This window comes from Flagellimonas sp. 2504JD4-2 (assembly GCF_053642935.1).
In genome coordinates this window covers 288,917-305,497 of record NZ_JBSIOV010000001.1, presented here as the reverse complement: position 1 = coordinate 305,497, position 16,581 = coordinate 288,917, and the positions used below count along the sequence as shown (strand labels likewise).

16 protein-coding genes are annotated in these 16,581 nt (G+C 37.4%); 7 read left to right on the top strand and 9 right to left on the bottom strand.

The window, feature by feature from the left end:
• Positions 1-74: 74 nt before the first annotated feature.
• Entirely contained in the window at positions 75-1,205 is a 1,131-nt protein-coding gene (locus tag ACULLH_RS01430; RefSeq protein WP_454086942.1) for an ImmA/IrrE family metallo-endopeptidase, read from the bottom strand.
• A 581-nt stretch (positions 1,206-1,786) separates the two neighbouring features.
• Here ACULLH_RS01430 and ACULLH_RS01425 point away from each other — a divergent pair.
• From ACULLH_RS01425 to ACULLH_RS01415, 3 genes are all read left to right on the top strand, one after another.
• Complete coding sequence (locus ACULLH_RS01425) at positions 1,787-2,749, top strand: multiubiquitin domain-containing protein (protein ID WP_454086941.1); 963 nt, start codon at positions 1,787-1,789, stop codon at positions 2,747-2,749.
• Positions 2,750-2,823: 74 nt separating this feature from the next.
• On the top strand, positions 2,824-4,140 hold the full coding sequence (locus ACULLH_RS01420; protein WP_454086940.1) for a HesA/MoeB/ThiF family protein: 1,317 nt from the start codon (positions 2,824-2,826) through the stop codon (positions 4,138-4,140).
• Positions 4,118-4,453 (top strand): DUF6527 family protein, encoded by a 336-nt coding sequence (locus ACULLH_RS01415; RefSeq protein ID WP_454086939.1) that lies wholly within the window; start codon positions 4,118-4,120, stop codon positions 4,451-4,453. Before ACULLH_RS01420 ends, ACULLH_RS01415 begins: the two co-directional genes overlap by 23 nt.
• A gap of 11 nt (positions 4,454-4,464) precedes the next feature.
• Here the strand turns inward: ACULLH_RS01415 and ACULLH_RS01410 are convergent, their stop codons facing one another.
• On the bottom strand, positions 4,465-5,619 hold the full coding sequence (locus ACULLH_RS01410) for a hypothetical protein (protein ID WP_454086938.1): 1,155 nt from the start codon (positions 5,617-5,619) through the stop codon (positions 4,465-4,467).
• Positions 5,620-6,108: 489 nt separating this feature from the next.
• Between ACULLH_RS01410 and ACULLH_RS01405 the strand changes: the two genes are divergently transcribed.
• Entirely contained in the window at positions 6,109-6,669 is a 561-nt protein-coding gene (locus ACULLH_RS01405) for a hypothetical protein (RefSeq protein WP_454086937.1), read from the top strand.
• Here the strand turns inward: ACULLH_RS01405 and ACULLH_RS01400 are convergent.
• From ACULLH_RS01400 to ACULLH_RS01380, 5 genes are all read right to left on the bottom strand, one after another.
• Positions 6,639-7,040: a hypothetical protein gene (locus tag ACULLH_RS01400; RefSeq protein ID WP_454086936.1), complete on the bottom strand. Its 402-nt coding sequence runs from the start codon at positions 7,038-7,040 to the stop codon at positions 6,639-6,641. The two genes, ACULLH_RS01405 and ACULLH_RS01400, sit on opposite strands and share 31 nt — an antisense overlap.
• A 158-nt stretch (positions 7,041-7,198) precedes the next feature.
• Entirely contained in the window at positions 7,199-8,434 is a 1,236-nt protein-coding gene (locus ACULLH_RS01395) for a DUF4407 domain-containing protein (RefSeq protein WP_454086935.1), read from the bottom strand.
• Between the two features lie 110 nt (positions 8,435-8,544).
• The gene (locus ACULLH_RS01390) at positions 8,545-9,138 is read right to left on the bottom strand and encodes a hypothetical protein (RefSeq protein WP_454086934.1); all 594 of its coding nucleotides are present in this window, start codon (positions 9,136-9,138) and stop codon (positions 8,545-8,547) included.
• A 15-nt stretch (positions 9,139-9,153) separates the two neighbouring features.
• Positions 9,154-9,618, bottom strand: coding sequence for a hypothetical protein (locus ACULLH_RS01385; RefSeq protein WP_454086933.1), 465 nt, complete (start codon positions 9,616-9,618; stop codon positions 9,154-9,156).
• Between the two features lie 136 nt (positions 9,619-9,754).
• Complete coding sequence (locus ACULLH_RS01380) at positions 9,755-11,176, bottom strand: hypothetical protein (protein WP_454086932.1); 1,422 nt, start codon at positions 11,174-11,176, stop codon at positions 9,755-9,757.
• Between the two features lie 559 nt (positions 11,177-11,735).
• On the opposite strand from ACULLH_RS01380, the gene ACULLH_RS01375 reads away from it, so the two are divergent.
• The 3 genes from ACULLH_RS01375 to ACULLH_RS01365 all read left to right on the top strand — a co-directional run bounded on the left by ACULLH_RS01375 (position 11,736) and on the right by ACULLH_RS01365 (position 14,780).
• Positions 11,736-12,341 carry a hypothetical protein gene (locus ACULLH_RS01375; RefSeq protein ID WP_454086931.1) on the top strand — a complete coding sequence of 202 codons (606 nt, stop codon included), beginning with the start codon at positions 11,736-11,738 and terminating at the stop codon, positions 12,339-12,341.
• Positions 12,342-12,558: 217 nt separating this feature from the next.
• Positions 12,559-13,674 (top strand): helix-turn-helix domain-containing protein, encoded by a 1,116-nt coding sequence (locus ACULLH_RS01370; RefSeq protein ID WP_454086930.1) that lies wholly within the window; start codon positions 12,559-12,561, stop codon positions 13,672-13,674.
• Between the two features lie 137 nt (positions 13,675-13,811).
• Positions 13,812-14,780 (top strand): hypothetical protein, encoded by a 969-nt coding sequence (locus tag ACULLH_RS01365; RefSeq protein ID WP_454086929.1) that lies wholly within the window; start codon positions 13,812-13,814, stop codon positions 14,778-14,780.
• 19 nt (positions 14,781-14,799) lie between these two features.
• On the opposite strand, the gene ACULLH_RS01360 is transcribed toward ACULLH_RS01365, so the two are convergent.
• The gene (locus ACULLH_RS01360; protein WP_454086928.1) at positions 14,800-15,564 is read right to left on the bottom strand and encodes a hypothetical protein; all 765 of its coding nucleotides are present in this window, start codon (positions 15,562-15,564) and stop codon (positions 14,800-14,802) included.
• Positions 15,565-15,627: 63 nt separating this feature from the next.
• Entirely contained in the window at positions 15,628-16,581 is a 954-nt protein-coding gene (locus tag ACULLH_RS01355) for a hypothetical protein (protein ID WP_454086927.1), read from the bottom strand.

Genomic DNA, 16,581 nt, shown 5'->3' with positions numbered 1-16,581 from the left:
AGTATTAATAAAATCAAAATTTTTAGGTCAAATTCCCAACGCGTAAAAGAGTAATAAACAAAATTTGATAATTGTTATTTATTGTCTGCTTTATACTTTAAAGGGATTTTATCTCTAACGGATTCTTTAAATCTATGTAATGTCGAATAGGAAACCTTTTGTTTAAAAGCGAGAATTCCGACTACAATTGAAGGGTGTATTTTGTGTGAAACCGAAAACTCTTTTACTTTCTCTTCCGTTATATATCCAAGATATTCTTCAAAGAAATCTAAAATCTGATTTTGTAATAACACTTTTTCTGCCATTTTGTTGGCTTCTTTTTCTTTTTTGGAGACAATTTCGCTCGTAGAATCATCCATAAAGACCATATTGCTCTTTTCTTTTTTTGGCAAATGGAGGAGCACATGAAAGGCCTCGTGCGCCAAATTGAACCAGAAATTGTCAACTCTGTCATACCTTCCAGTTAAAGTAATAACAGGCCCATCTTCTGAATCAAATGCAGCTCCATCTAAATAAGTTTTGGAAAGATGTGAGAGAAAAACAAATTTTACTCCAACTTTTCCCAATTCATTCAAAAATTTGCCGACCCCGTTTTTCATTACTGTATAAGTGTGAAGTTCGGACATCAGTTTTCTTAGGCCTTGCTCGTTATATGATTCTACTTTCAACTTTTTGGAATGGTTAAGGGCCATTTGATACCAAGCCTTCGCATTTATTTCATTGGTAGAGTATTTGTAAGCATCAGATTTTCTGTATTCTATATTGATATTATTAGAATCCAAAATCGAAAAATCCAATTGTTTGTTTTTTGGAATATTCCAGAAAGAATGTAATTGTTTGTTTAGACCATTAATGTCATCATAAGGCTTTAACCAACCTTTTTTCAACAACTCATTTATAGGTAGATATTTATACACTTCAACTTGACGCTCAACCAACTTTTCTTTAGTTTCTTCAATTTTTTTTGAAAGCTGAAAATTTGCATCTAGCATTATCCATTCATATGCCCTCCATCCAGACACTTTCTCCAAAAGCCTTGCTATATCTATTGATATGGGCTTCTTGTCTTTAATAATTTCATTGGTATGTTTTAAGGAAATAGTTAAAACATGGGCTAGGTCATCTTGAGTCCACTCATTATAAGTTAATAAATATTTTAAAGCTTGACCCGGGGTATGAAAATCGGAGATCGTCTTTTTAGTCATAGAGCTTAACTTGAAGTATTTCTGGAAAGCAACACCTTCAATAGATTAAAATATATTGAGTTTTAAAGTTCAAAAAATTGAGTATTAGGCCACTAAAAGTTATTATGTAAATATAACCTTTTAAGTAATATTTCCAAATTATTTTGCATTTTTAACTTATCAGGTAAATTCAAATTTTGATATTTACCAAATCGGTAACATAGCGTTTTTGAATGTTGAAATTTTTATTATCTTTGACACAAATTTAGGTTGTCTGAAACAAAAAAATCAGGCAGAAAACTACCTGATTTTTGATTTAATTTTGAATCTACATGGGGTTGGCGAACCCCAGTAAATCTTTGGATTTTTGTCGGTACAAAGGTATAGATTCTTCATTAAAATACCAAATTCACACTTTTTCTGCCTGATTATTAGCTAATTTTTAAAAACTAATGTCGCCTTACAATACCATCATTTAGAATAAACGATAGTCTAATGCTACAGGATTATCACTCCTCTGAAACGTCTTACGGAATGTTTGATTTGTTATAAGGGGTACCGATTTCGTAGCGAGAAGAGTATTAATATCAAAAATTTGTAAGATGACTAAAAAACATAATAGAGTCGATTTACACGAATGCTATTGTAGTGGTGTAAAGCCAGAAATAGCATATGAGTATTCCTTTAAAATCAATAAGGAAGAACACTCAACAAGAAAGCAAGTATTAACTGGCAATGATTTGCACAAGTTGGCGGGTACAAGTTCCGATACCCATTTTATCCGTATGGTAACGAGAAAGGGTAAAATAGAAGTTGGCCCGCTGATAAAAGTAGACCTTACCGAATGTGGTATAGAAAAGTTTATTATTCTGCCATATGAGCAGGAAACTATAGACTTAGAAACTTGCTACTGCGAGGGCGCGACGCCCATAATCACTTTTCAATATCTCCTGAAAATAAACAGGGAGAAATACAAAGTTGAAAAGGAAAAATTGACTGGTGCTGAAATTTTGGCTTTAGCTGGAAAGGATCCAAAATCGCATAGATTAAGGATGTTCACCAAGAAAGGTAAAGTCATCGTAGAAGCGGACCAAACTATTGACCTTACCGAATGTGGAGTAGAAAGGTTTGTTGCAGAACCCTTGGATTGTACCGAGGGTTTTGTTGTTATAAACCAATTTGCTCTACCCGATGAAGACGTGCTTTTTTTGAATTCGATTGAAAACAAGGTCGACCTGATTCAGGAAAGGAACCTAAGGTGGTTAATCTTCAGAAACTACAAGATTCCTGATGGCTATAATGTAGGGGTAGCTGATTTAGCAATACTGATACCTCCGCATTATCCGACAGCAGGATTGGACATGATGTATTTTAACCCCCCTCTATCAAGAAAGGACGGAGTTGCAATAAGGGCTCTATCCTATCAAAAGATAGAAGGAAAGAGTTACCAACGCTGGTCTAGGCATAGAACACCGGCCAACAAATGGAACCCGGATTTACATAATGTTGAGTCTCATGTAGATTTAATGGTAAGATGTTTAACAGCAGAATTTGATAAGCGTTGATAGCCATGGTGCATTTTAAAATTACAGATAAGATGTGCCAAGAGTTGAAAAACCATCTCCATAACGGAGATGGTTTGGAAGCTCTGGCATTTGTAGTATGCGGGCGACTAAATCATGAAGGTGATAACTGGCTACTGGCCCATGAAGTTTTTCTCATGCCATATGAAAAGTGCTCAAGGGATGTAGACTACGTAAGTTGGAAAACAGAGCACATAGAACATTTGTTGGAAAAGGCAAAAGACAAGGGCCTTGCAATTGTAAAAGTACATTCTCATTTCGTTGCTAATTCTGATTTTTCGAAGCTAGATGATGTTTCGGATAGGTCTTTTTTTGAGGCGGTTTATGGCTGGTCTGATTCGGAATTACCGCACGCGAGTATTGTAATGTACCCTGACGGCTCCATGAACGGCAGAACAATTCAAAGTGATTTGAGCTTTGCGGCTATACCTAAAATCACAGTTATAGGTGATAGTATTAGAAGCTTTACAAACAGTTTTCAGACTGAGCCAGTAGGCAAGGAGTTTGTCAGAAACCAACAGGCGTTTGGTAAAAAAACAACTAAAATGCTTAGAGGGCTAAAGGTGGGCGTGGTTGGATGTTCAGGAACAGGAAGCCCAGTAATTGAACAATTGGTTAGGTTAGGTGTCGGCACTATTGTACTAGTAGATGCTGATCTGATTGAGCACAAGAACCTGAATAGAATTGTAGGCTCAACTTCTTCTGATGCTGAAGCCAAAAGGCTTAAAGTTGAAGCGATAAAAAACCATATTGAAAGAATGGGTTTAGGAACGAAGGTGATTATTTTTCCGGCCTTAATTCAGGAAAGTAGGGAGGCAATAGATGCTCTGGCAAGCTGCGACATTGTTTTTGGTTGTGTGGATTCCGTTGAAGGGAGATTTTATTTAAACCGAATTTCGACTTATTATTTAGTGCCATTAATTGATATTGGTGTGAAGTTGGTTGCAGATGGAGAAGGGGGCATTGATTCAATTAATGGAAACATACACTATGTGAACCCAGGTTCAAAAACTCTTTTGGAAAGAGGCGTTTTTACCCAAGAGCAATTGACGGCTGAATCTTTAAGAAGGATGTCACCTCAGGAATATGAAAAAAGAAAAGCGTATTTCGATAATTTAGAGGTTGAAAGCCCTGCTGTAATTAGTGTTAACATGGCATTTGCTGCCTTTGCAGTAAATGAAATGTTGGCTAGATTTCATCCTTTCAGATATAGTGACAATAAAAGGTTTTCACATACTAGTATTAATTTATCAGATTGGGATATCAATTCCTACGAAGTTGAGAAAAGTATGCTTAGGTCCACATCAAAACATATTGGCATTGGAAATCTTGAACCAGAACTAAAGATTTATGTTGGTGAAGAAATTGTTTGATTGGTTAAAAGCTCTTTTTAAAAAGAAAGAAAAGAGATTCAAGTATGAAGTGGTTTCGGAATTACCTGAGGCCCCTCTTGAAAGAACCCTGTATTTAGAGGGCGACGAAGAAGAAAAGGACTATTGGTATGCATTATTCAAATGTCCCTGCGGTTGTGGGGACAGTATAATGCTTAACCTAATGACCGATGCAAAACCCTGTTGGAAGGTCATTGTTTCAGATAAAGTTCCTTCCATCTCTCCGTCAATTTGGAGAACCTCAAATTGTAAAAGTCATTTTTGGTTAAAGAGAGGAAAGGTGTTCTGGGCATAATCTAAGAATATTTAATTCTCTTTGGTAAAATTCCCTATTTTCTTTTCTGTTAGTACTTTTCTTGCTTCTAAAAACTCTAAATGGCCTTCAAAATCGGAGACTTTCTTTTTTAATTTTTTAATCTCATCTGACAAATTTTGAATCTCGCTATTTTCAACTTTTTCTGCTTTCTCTTCGAGGGCCCTTAGTTGCGTTTTGCCTTCTTCATAATTATCTCTTGCCCTGGGTATTTCATTGTTATATTTTTCTAAAACCTTCCTTAAGCCCAATAGGGCGTCCCCTCTAAGAATGCGATTATCGGAATTGTCCATTACGCTATCTATATCAATTTGATAAGTTTGCATTAAGGTTTTTGCTATGTTATTATCGCCCCCAGGTAAGACATAATCAAAAAACAGCATGTCTGGCAAAGGCTCTCCTCTTAAGTTATATTTTACCTGTTCTGTTATAACTGTTTTGTTGTCTATTATCATTGAGCTATATGGCCGAAAAGCATTTTCAATCCAATATATTTCGGCAAAATCATTTAGGCCTTCACTTGTTAGTGTTTCTAATTGTTGAAACATGTCGTTGTAAGATAAATCCATTACGACATTCCTTTTATCTTCAAAGTCTAAAGTTGGGTACGACTTGCCAATTGGACATTGCAATATTCTTATGTAAGCGGGGTAGCTTTCCTCTTTTTTAGCAGCAACCCTTTTAACAAACCTAGTTATCTCTCTTAAGAAGGATTCGTATTGAATATAAAATTCACTACGATTATGATTTCCAAGCAAGGCCTTCCGAGCGGTATAAGGATTATCCCCCACATAATCTAAAACCACAATACTCTCCTCTGCCTTGCTAATTTCCTTTTTAAGTCTTTCAAAGTATTTGACAAGAAATTCACTATAATTGTTTATAATTCCATCTGATTTGAGTTGTTCGTAAGAAATCAGGGTGTCTGGCATACCTTGATACCGGTACTCAAAAATATCATAATTCTTACCAAAAAAATCCGGCTCCACAGGAAGTAGATTTGTTAACATTGCCACCTCAAAATCCTTGAAACTATCTGCAGGCTTATTTAAATAAGCGTAAACCCTGGGTATTGAAATTTTGGTTAATTCAGAAAATTTCTTTACGCTAATTTTATGTTTATCAAAAACTTGTTTTAGTGTCTTCACTGATTATTTGTTTGCTGAGCCCCACTAAATGAAACATATAAAATTATCTTACGACGGTTGCAAAAATATAAAAAATCTCTCAAAAAGTATAGAATATTTACATTCTATTCATTATTTTATATGATAAATCAAAAAGTGTTTTTGCTTAAAACTGATAAAATGAAATAAATAAATATTGATTTTAATAAAATTTTTAATATGTTTTTATTAAAATTAACATAAAACTTATACCTTTGGGTTATGCATCCATCTTGGAAAACATTTCATAACCTGTATATAACCAGAAGCAAGCTGTATGCTGACAAGTGGTTCAGAGAAATGTACCCAATAATTAAACCCAAGATAGAGTACTACCGAAAGTATTATCGTATTAACAAGGTTGATATTGGGAAAAACGAGGTTCAAGAGATTTTTGATCTAATCAAAAAAAAAGAGCTCAATCGTTTTGACAAGGCACCAAAGGAGACGTTTGCAAAGTGTAGAAAAAATATGATTCACTTTTATAAATACACTTGGTATACCTATGTAATTAATCAAATTGTTAGAGATTACTTTGAGAATAGTCCTTTTGTAAAAGATCATGTGCTTGTTGAGGCTGATTCAATCGATTCACCCAATTTTATGGAAAAAGGAAATGATTACGATAAAATCGGTAAAAAGTCTGACTCTTCCTTGGAACAACAAGAAATTTTGGAAGAAATCCAGAAATACATAAGGTTCTTTATATTAGGCAAAAAGAATGGTACTGAACCTTTCAAAAGGGATTTTTTAGCAATGTGTATTATTGACAGGTTAAAAACTCCCAAGGCTTTAGCCCAATTATCTTTGGAGGAAAGGCATAGCATGAGCAGAACACAATGGGATACTTTCCTGGGAAAAAAAAGAAATGCTATAGCAGATAAACTAATTGGGGAAATCATTCCACTCTTACTAAAAGAGAGAAAGATTCCCTTGACAGTTATGTCCAAAGAAGAGGTTCTAAAGTTTTTAGGGCAAACAAAATTCCGTACTAAAAAAAATCAAAGGTCTTCAAGGACACCTAAGACATAATTGACCTCTTCACCCATTCTACTTTCCACTTGAGCGCATAACTTTTTTGGATTTGGCACAGGAACGAACAAGTTATCCAATTCTGTTTCTTCATCCACTTTAATTCCAAATTTATCTGATCGAATTACCATTACATCCGTAAAAAAGTCCTCATCTAATCCTGCAAAAACGATTATAGCCTCTCTTATTTTATCAGGAATTAAAAACCCATTTTCTATATAGCATTTATACACCTCTAATAACTTGCTGAGCACTAAATCATATTTGTCTTCATAGTTTTTAGGGCATTTTCTACTTGAGGTAGATTTTGGCGAATAAAGTGGTTTATCTAAAGTCAACATATCATTTATTGGTAATGAACTGTCTTTCATTCAAATGTAGGCTTTAACTATCATTAGTTGTAGGGACAAGTTTTATTGTCATTTAAAGATAGTGATTTCGATTAATAATTGAAGGAATTACCGTTTTGGGGGAGAATAAAACCCATGACTTGAATTCTATTTCAAATCATGGGCAGATTTTTAGCTCTTCATGCTGCGGCACTATTTTCTTCGCCAGAAAGTTGCTTCAAAAGCTTCTCAATAACTTCTGGCCTATAGTATTTCTCATAGATATCCTGAGGATACTTTTTCTTACCCTCCTCATCCATTTTCAAGATTTGATTAATAAACCTCTCCTTAGTTTTCATCATATCAAATTGACGTGCCATTTGCTCCTTAAAAAGCCCATGCTTCATATCAATATCTAAGGTGCCAGTAATTTTGTTGTACTCAATACTGTGCCTTACCTCCTCTCTAGCAGTCTGCTCGTCTGACCTGTTATTCTCGTACTTTTGAGTCAAATCTGATTCCTCTTGAGCCCTTTTCTGATAGGCTTCAACACTATTTTGATAGCTCCTTTTAGCAATTAATGGTAAAGCCTCAAGTGCAGCAGCTACTATGAAAAAGGCAAAATAAAACATGACTATCGGTAAACTGCTTCCCCCGTCTCTGCCAGAATGAAAAACTACTTCGTTCAAGGCATTTAAACGAGATACCACGCCAGAATCTCGATATTCTGTCAAAGAACCCAATGCCAATTCTTTATCGTTTAATACAGCTTGCTTTTTGGCTTTTGCTTCTTCTATTTGAGCATCAATCAATGCCATCTCGCTGGCCACATTGGCTTCCAAACGGTCCCTGAGCTCTTCTTTCACTATTGCAATCTTTCCTCGTCCACTCCCTCTAGTAGACCCATTACCATTATCAACTTCTATAAAAATGTCTCTGTTGGCTGAATTTACCTTTTCAATTGAGAGCCTATTCTCTTTCGTAAGTGCTGTAATTTCATCATCAATTAGTGTAAGTTTCGGTTGATAGAATTCAGTAATGCTGTCCCGTTGAGATTGGAGTTTGCCCGTAAGATTGGTCTCTATATCACCTTTGAAAAATTGCATTTCAATAACTGCACTATGAATCACGATAAATCCTCCTATCACAACAAGTCGCGCCACCATTAAAGAAGTATCTTTATCCACCCTTGCGGCTAAAATAGTTCTATCTAAAAGCCCCACGAAGCACAACCAAGTAGCTCCAAGCATTAGAATCTGATTGCTTGAAAGCCCTTGGAACATAAATTTTAAGAAAAGCATAAAGAGTATTGCACTACCAATGGCGGTGAAAATTACGCACACACTCAGATTACGGAGATTGAGAAAATGATCCCCGCCCAGCTTACTGGCAATTTGGTTTTTAAACCCCATTAATTCAATAATTGTTCTATTCATATTTCTTTTTTTACCTGATTAAACCTTGCTCAATAGATTTGATAAAACTGTTTTTAACCTTAGGTTAATGCTGGTATTCAAAGAAATTGAACACCAGCATTTTCTCATCCTTACACTGTGATATTCATATCCAAACCTTGGAGAAAATCATTCAACAATTTGTCATGGGCTTCAAAATGGGCTATACTCATTGAATCCCTATTTTTCTCCAAGTATCCTCTTAACGCAGGAGACGCTGCTTCAATCTGCTTTTGAAATCGATCAAAATAGACGGCAAACTCCTCGTTATCCTTTGCCAACACATCATATATTTTCCTCTTACTACTTGTAATTTGACCGGCCTTACCAACCAAAACGTTTGAAGAAAATGTTTGATGAAGCGCTTGGTGAAGAGATCTTGTTAGCTCAATGGCCGATTGGCATTGTATTGCAACCATAGAATGATTGGCTGCAGTCATTGTTTTTGCCAATTGAACCTCAGCTTGCTGAGCCACATCCAATAGATTTCTTTCACCTTTGGACAAAGCCCAATGGCCTAATACCCCTTTTGTTTTCTTCTTAATGCCATCCAGTTGGGCCAACAGAGACTCCCTGTCTTTATCAACACCTTTTTGAAATCTATCTTGCATACCGTTCTGAAGATTTTGAAGGTGGCGTTCGCTATTGGTTTTCATACTTCCTGTAAATTCATCCATGTTTTCCATTATTTTAGTTTTATCCTATTTCTTATTCTTCTTGTCCACCACAATCCTCCCGTTCATTGTCCTGTGGTATTCAGTCTTACCTTCTGTATTCTTAACAATGTGTCCTTTTCCTTGATTACCCGCTCCATTCCCAGTTACATGTCTCCTGCCATTCTTTTCAGTTACTTGGGTGCCATATACGGCAGATCTTTTTCCGTCTGCACGAGTATATGTGTTTAAGTGAATGACATTTGAGGAATTGTGCTTATTTGAAGATCCGCTAGCACTGGTTGTAGTCCCATTTGTCTTTTGTGTTGAACTTCCTAAGCTCAAGTCTTTACTGCCCCCAGTATTTTGAGAAGCTCTCGTTACCCTAGTGGCATTATCCGCTTTATTAGAAGCCTTGCCAACTGTTTTGGAAAACCTCCCTTGAGCTTGTACCGTAAAATTGCCCATAGCAACGAGCATAATTCCAATCAATAAAATCTTCGGTTTTTTCATTTTCATATTATTTAAGTTCCTTTCTTATTAATCCTAATGGCAGATTTTTTCACTTACCGCCCTTTTTAAATGTTAAATTTTTGACATCCATTATTCTTACCTGAACAACTACTAAATATTGTATCGCCCAATCACTTTATATAGACATTACGGTTCCTATTAAAACCCCGATTCCGAAACTTTCAGGCATAGATTTTACCGCGGCTTCCATCTGCTCTTTACTGGTGGCTAGCACGGGCGCATCATTATAACTATATAAGCCTCCTTCTGCAGTTTCTATGATAGCTGCCGCTATAACTCTAGAGCTAGCCCTAGAAAAACCTGCTTTTGCAACCACTTTAGCAGTAGATTTTGTCAACAGTTGCCCTGGGGAAGTCCATATTCCAATGAAACTTCCCCCATTGAAGGCGTCTGGTTTCATTTGCCTAAGCCGATATTCCTTTTGTGTTTCAACCCACTTAGTTCTTTTGTAGTTCGGTAGTTTCTTTTTCTTTTTACTGAAAAGATTACCAATGGTCACAAGTATTTGTTTAGATATTGTTATACCTGCAGGGCCATTACCGTAAAAAATACTATTAAGGAACCCATAGCCGGCAGCTTCACCATCATTGTCATCGGAAAATCCGTAAAAGCTTTCATTAAAAAAGTACGTGCACTCCACCGTGTACAATTTGCCTTCACGTATGATATCTAACTTTATGGGCTCTTCTATCCCCTTATGCAAAGAGGTACCATGAGCATACAGTTGAGTATATAAATCCGCTCCACTGTATACAGGATTTTCCACCCCAATAATATAGTCCCCGGGCAACAAGGGGAAGTTCCCTCCTTTGATGGTTTTACTTTGAAACAACTTACTAACCTTAACCCCTTTGGTATGATAACCATTATCATCTTCTAGGAAAGCGAGTAAAAAGGGGTAATCCACATCTGGGTTGGGGAATTGCCTGTCAAACCACATCTGTCTATGTAAAGACAAGCGTAGTTCTGGGGCTAGTCTAAGCCTTGATTCCAAATCTTTCTGAGCTGAAGCAGAATATGGATCATAAAACAATGACACCATGTCTGGGTCTTGAAATATAAATTGTGAGTTTCCACCCTCACCCATCGGCACACTAGCAAAGGTTCTAACATCACTTCCTTCTTGTATTTCATTGGAAACAACTTTGTAGTTAAAATTTTCCTCATGAACTTCCAGAAGAAGATTTTCCTCCGATTCAGGGTTAGTGAATTCCATTGATATCGGAGATTCCTCGCCAATATCATATACCCATCTTAAAAGGTCTGCTTCTTCTAGAAGTGTGATGGCAGTTATTGAAAATTTGACTTCATCATCTTTAGTCCTTTCTTCGTGTAAAGCCGTTTCACCGGATTGAATTTCAAACCAACCCTTGACATGACGTTCCCCTTTCTTAGAAGTATAACTGTAAGCATACTTAATGGTGTAAGGAGTATTGTTACTTACTTCTAAATTTGCGTCGTTATAACTGAAGAATATTGCATGCAGTAACATTAATGCTCCCCCGACAAGGGCCAAAAGAAATAGTGCTCTTTTCATAATTATTGGGTTTATTGATATCTATTCACTAAACCCAATAGTAGGATTTCACATTTTGCCGCCAAAAACAAATGTTAAAAATTCAATTAAACTGATTTTATGGGATTACTCTTAGGTATTTTGGAAGGCTAATAACACTGTTCGATATCAATTAAAGTATTGATATTTCCCTTTAGAAGCTTTGTTTAGGTTTAATATTCCTGAAGTGAAAATTGACGTATTGTTACGGGCCTATTAGCTGGTCAAATGATATTTAATGATTATTTTTAAATTCAAATAAGTTCATTTAAAATCCAACATAGTTCTGGTGAGTTTTTCGGTGAGTAATATGTTTCGACGAATTACAAATTACTGAAAATGAGACCAATAAAAAAATAGTTCAGTCCCAGGTGGGACCACAACAATAAAAAGTCCAATACTTGAAAAGGTGTTGGACTTTTTTGTTAACAGCTGTTAATTCCGACTAAGATTAACAGCCGGTTTTGTACTTCAGATAATTTTAGAAAAAGGGACCAAGTTGGCCTTTCAGCAAAATATACATTGAACTAAAAACGATATCATGAAGACAAATCCATTTTTTAAAAGAACCATTACCACAGCCTGCTGTTTATTTGTGGGCTTACTTGTTTCCAACACGATAAACGCACAACAAACTTTAGAGCAAACCGGCCTACTGGCAGTTAAACAGAACGAGACGGCTCCTTCCGCTACAAACCATTGGGGACAGCTGGTCGGCGATTGGGATATTGTGGTGGAAATGGTCAATGCATCGGGTGAAGTACAACAAAGTTTTGATGGTGAATGGAATTGGTTCTACGTTATGAACGGGATGGCCATACAGGATGTCTTTATTTTGCCAAAACGCAAAGACCAAAAGGAGCAGGACAACCTATTTTATGGTGTTGGGCTCCGCATTTACAACGAAAAACTTGACAAATGGCAAACAGCTTATGTAGATACCTCAAACCGACAAATTGATGTGGGCGAGGCCGTATCCACAAAAGAGAAAATAACCTTGTTCGAGACCAACGACAAAAAGGAAAAAATACGGATCACCTATTTCGACTTTCAAGAAAACACCTTTAAATGGCAACAAGAGGTATTCAATGAGGACAAGAAAACTTGGCAGATTACGCAGTTGATACGTGCAACACGGAAAAGTTGACAATGCTTTTCACTTTCGAAACGTAGCCGTTGTCGAAATGTGTAAATTTTATCCACGTTTGCAGCCCATAAACTGTCCGGCATATTTTAAAAAATTATAACAATTACAGGGCACATTGTCGGTTATTTATGCTTTGTGGCCCACTCTGTTGTTAATCCCGACGAACCTTAACAACCACTATATTGTTTTAGCCGTAACTTTAAGTAAATTGACCTCTATGACGAGAATATTGGAAACCTTATTGGTTTGTTTTGCTTTTCAGGCCTTTGTGTACTCCGGCTTTTTGCTTTTTAAAAAGAGCGAAGTACGATGGGCAAATGCAATCTGGTCCATCTTTCTTTTCTTGTTCGGATTGAACATTTTATACAATGTTTCGTATTGGCTATACGGGGACAGCAATTTGGTAAACGCTTTGAATTTGGTGTACTACGTGCCCTTTTCCCTTTACGGGCCGCTCTTTTATCTGTACATCAAAACTTTGGTAACCAATAAAAGGCCTAGAGGAAGGGAGATATTACTGCACAGTATAATTCCGGCATTGGTTCTCGCAAATTTTATTAGATACTATGTGCAACCTTTGGAGGCAAAGCTCATGATGGAAAATCGGCAATTGAACCCGGCCAACTTTATTTTTATCCAGGGGGATAATGTTTTTTATTTTTTGATAGTCTCAACCATGATATATGCCCTGGCATCCTATTTAATAAATAAAAGTAGGTATGCCTCGGATAAGGAAATGAAACTTTGGTTGAAATTGACCTCTGGAGCCTTCGGCTTTTTTTCCCTTTCCTGGCTTTTTTACTTTATACTGTTCAAGGCTGGTCTTATACAACAAGATCAAGATTATACCATTACCATTACTATGGGGGTATTTATCGGACTGACCTCCTATTTCGGGTTTTATCATAGTGGTGTTTTTAATGGGAAACCGCTCAAAAAGATTTTCCCGATCATCAAATACAGAAAATCGGGACTCTCCAAAAAAGTACTCAACGATTATAAGGGCAAGTTGCTCGATTTAATGGAGTCAAGGTCCATTTATCTGGAAAGTGAACTAAAACTGACCGATTTGGCCGATATGCTCAACCTTTCTAGGCACAATACATCGCAGATCATCAATGAATGTTTTGAGATGAGCTTCTACGAGTTTGTGAACAAGTACAGGATTGAAGAGGCCGAACGATTATTGGTAGAGGATAAGGAACATGAAATGAACATCACAGACATCGCTTATCAGGTCGGCTTCAACAACCGCATATCGTTCTACAATGCTTTTAAGAAATACATCGGGATAACTCCTACGGAGTTCAGGAACCAGAACATGGCCTCATAGCACCATCACTTTTATTGTTAGAAATTTTCCCGACGCATTTTTACAATGCCAGGGGGCAATCGTACATATTTTAGCTGACAACAAGCCTGAGATATCAGGTAGAAGGATTGATAGCTAACATATAAAACTAACATCAAATGAGAAACAAGATTTGTTTATTGGCATTGGGAATTTGCCTGAATGCATTTGCCCAGATCGAACTTCCGAAGGAAAAGGAAAATTACTTTGATTTTTGGGTAGGGAAATGGGACGCCACCTGGGATGAGGGCGACGGCGTCACAGGAAAGGGAATCAATATTGTCACCGCTACTTTGGACGGGAAGTCCATCCACGAAAACTTTGTGGTTACCGAAGGCTCTCAGCAAGGGTTTAAGGGCACGAGCATCTCCATGTATGTTCCCTTTTTAAATCAATGGAAACAAAATTGGAACGATAACTCCCAGGGGTATTATGATTTGACTGGGGAATTTGAGGGCAAGAAAAGGATTTTTAAAACCAAGCCTATCAAAATCAAGGAAAAGGAAGTGACTTTTAGAATGGTCTTCCACGACATCAAGGAGGATTCTTTTACTTGGGACTGGCAAGCTTCACTTGATGATGGCGAAACCTGGAGAATGAATTGGCAAATATTCTATACCCGGATAAAGGAGGATAAAATAGGTGGACTTTCTTCCGAAAAACCCGATTTCACGAATTTAATAGGAGATTGGAACTGTGTGGTCTCCAACTTGGATAAAGAAGGAAATTGGAAAGAAGCCAAGGCTAAATGGCAGTGGAGAACCATTCTGGACGGAAAAGCAATTCAGGATTACTGGGAATCACCAACCCTAAAGGGTACGAACATCAGAACCTTTAATCCCAAGACCGGAAACTGGATGAATGCCTGGATGGATGATAAAAGCAATACCATTTCGGAAGTTTGGACGGCCAATACCACGGAAGATGGCACCATTGTAATGACGGATGAAAAGAGGAGTTTTGAGATTCACTTTTACAATATAAAACAAGACTCCTTTGACTGGAAATGGGATGTTAGACAAGAAGATGGAAGTTTTAAGACCATCTCCAAGATCAAAGGCAACCGAGTAAAAACCACCAGTTCATAAGAAGTCTTGTTAGGGAGTATTACAGCCCTTCTGCATAGATGAAGATGCTCTTAAGGTCATCTAGATCGTTTGTGCGCAATCTTTTATCCCTCGTATATTTTTTAAGGGCAGCTCTTTTATCACTAGGGAAAATTTCGAAGAAATTCTTTTTCTTCTTGGGAATGGCAACAAGTGAGGCATCGCCCTTGGATCCATAGAAAAGGGAAACATCATCAATAAACTTGGCCGGAATGGATTGTGCCAATGAGTTGGAAGATGCCTTTCCTGGGGAATATTTCTTTCTCTTATTGGAATAGAGTGCATATTTGTCACCGGTGAATTCTTTAATAAAGTAACTATGGCCATGTAAGCCATCGGCATCTTTAAAGGAAAAATATTGTACTTCCTTTCCATCAAGGGTGGTTTTGATATCGTTGGATTGCACCAAAAATTGGAACTGTTCTTCTTCCAGACCGGAATTCTTTATTTCCATCTGATCTTGAAAGGCATTGTACCGTAAATAAAAAGAACCTAATAATTCATTCTTATAAAAAAGCTTACCGCTCTTAAAGTTGTCCATGTAGTATGGAGAACCTTCTATGTTGGACAAATCGGTCGTGGACGATGCTCTTTGGGCATTGCTTATAATAGCATTTACAAGGGATTCTCGCATTTGCATGCTGGTAAAGTCCTGCAGATTGTTTGAGCCTACTGCAGCCCCAAAGTTCTTTGCCTGTTGCGCCGAACATGTTATGCTGGCCAAAACGATAAAACCGATTACTGGTAAAAGTTTAATTTTCATCATGACATTATTTTTTTGGATTGATAGCAGGGCGTACAATTTTTGCACCCCCTGCCTTTTTATTAACTATAGTTTAGTGAGTTGAATAGAGGCCTGGGGTGATCCCGTGCCGCAATCGTTCGCTTCATCAGACTTAAAGTTGATGATAAAAGAGGTGTCGTCCGGATTGGCGATATCATAGGTCGCATTGACCGTAGCAGTACCGGATAAAATAAGGTTTGAACAACCGGCCCCAACACTTTGGGCGGGTGTAACAATGATTTCTCCACATACAAATTGGAATTCAAAATCTACGGGACCAAAAGGACCAAAGGCAGGAAACGTGGGAACGTCCCTAATTAGTCTAGTGGTATTCCCTACGGCATCTATGGTATAAACACCATCTTGATAATCATTCACACCAAAAATGCCAGGTGTAATTGTAGTAAGCTGGTATTGTCCAGTATACAGGTCATCCGATGGCAGCAACGCAATCAAAGTAGCACGGTACAAGTAAGGGGAACTAAAGAAATCGCCCCCACTGATGTTGGGGTTTTGATCTCCACCTGTAAACGTTTGCCCCGTGGTGAGGTCCATTTCAAACCGCATCTCTATTTGATCCCCACAGTTGAATTCACCATCAACAAGACCCAGGGCATTTGTTAGCTGCCCCAAGGTTGCGGTAACTTCTCTTCTTGGCAGACCAAACGGGCCGTTGGTAAAATCAGAGGGAGAAAAAGTATCTATTTGCACCTCCCCAGAATCAGTGGTTCCATTTTCGGGGGTATTGTCGATAAGCTTAGCATATAACCGAACCTCCTCCATCAAAGCACCATTTTCCAAATCTTGGGCTTCAATCTCAACTCCCCATACGGCAGTTGGATCTAAAACATCCATTGCTGGACTTATCACATTAACGGTTCTTAGAATCGCACCGCGAATTACATCGTCGATAACTTCCCCGGAAAGTTTGTCATCCTCGCTACATGAGAGTGAGCATAAGATCAATAGTAAGACAGAATATTTATATATAAATTTCAT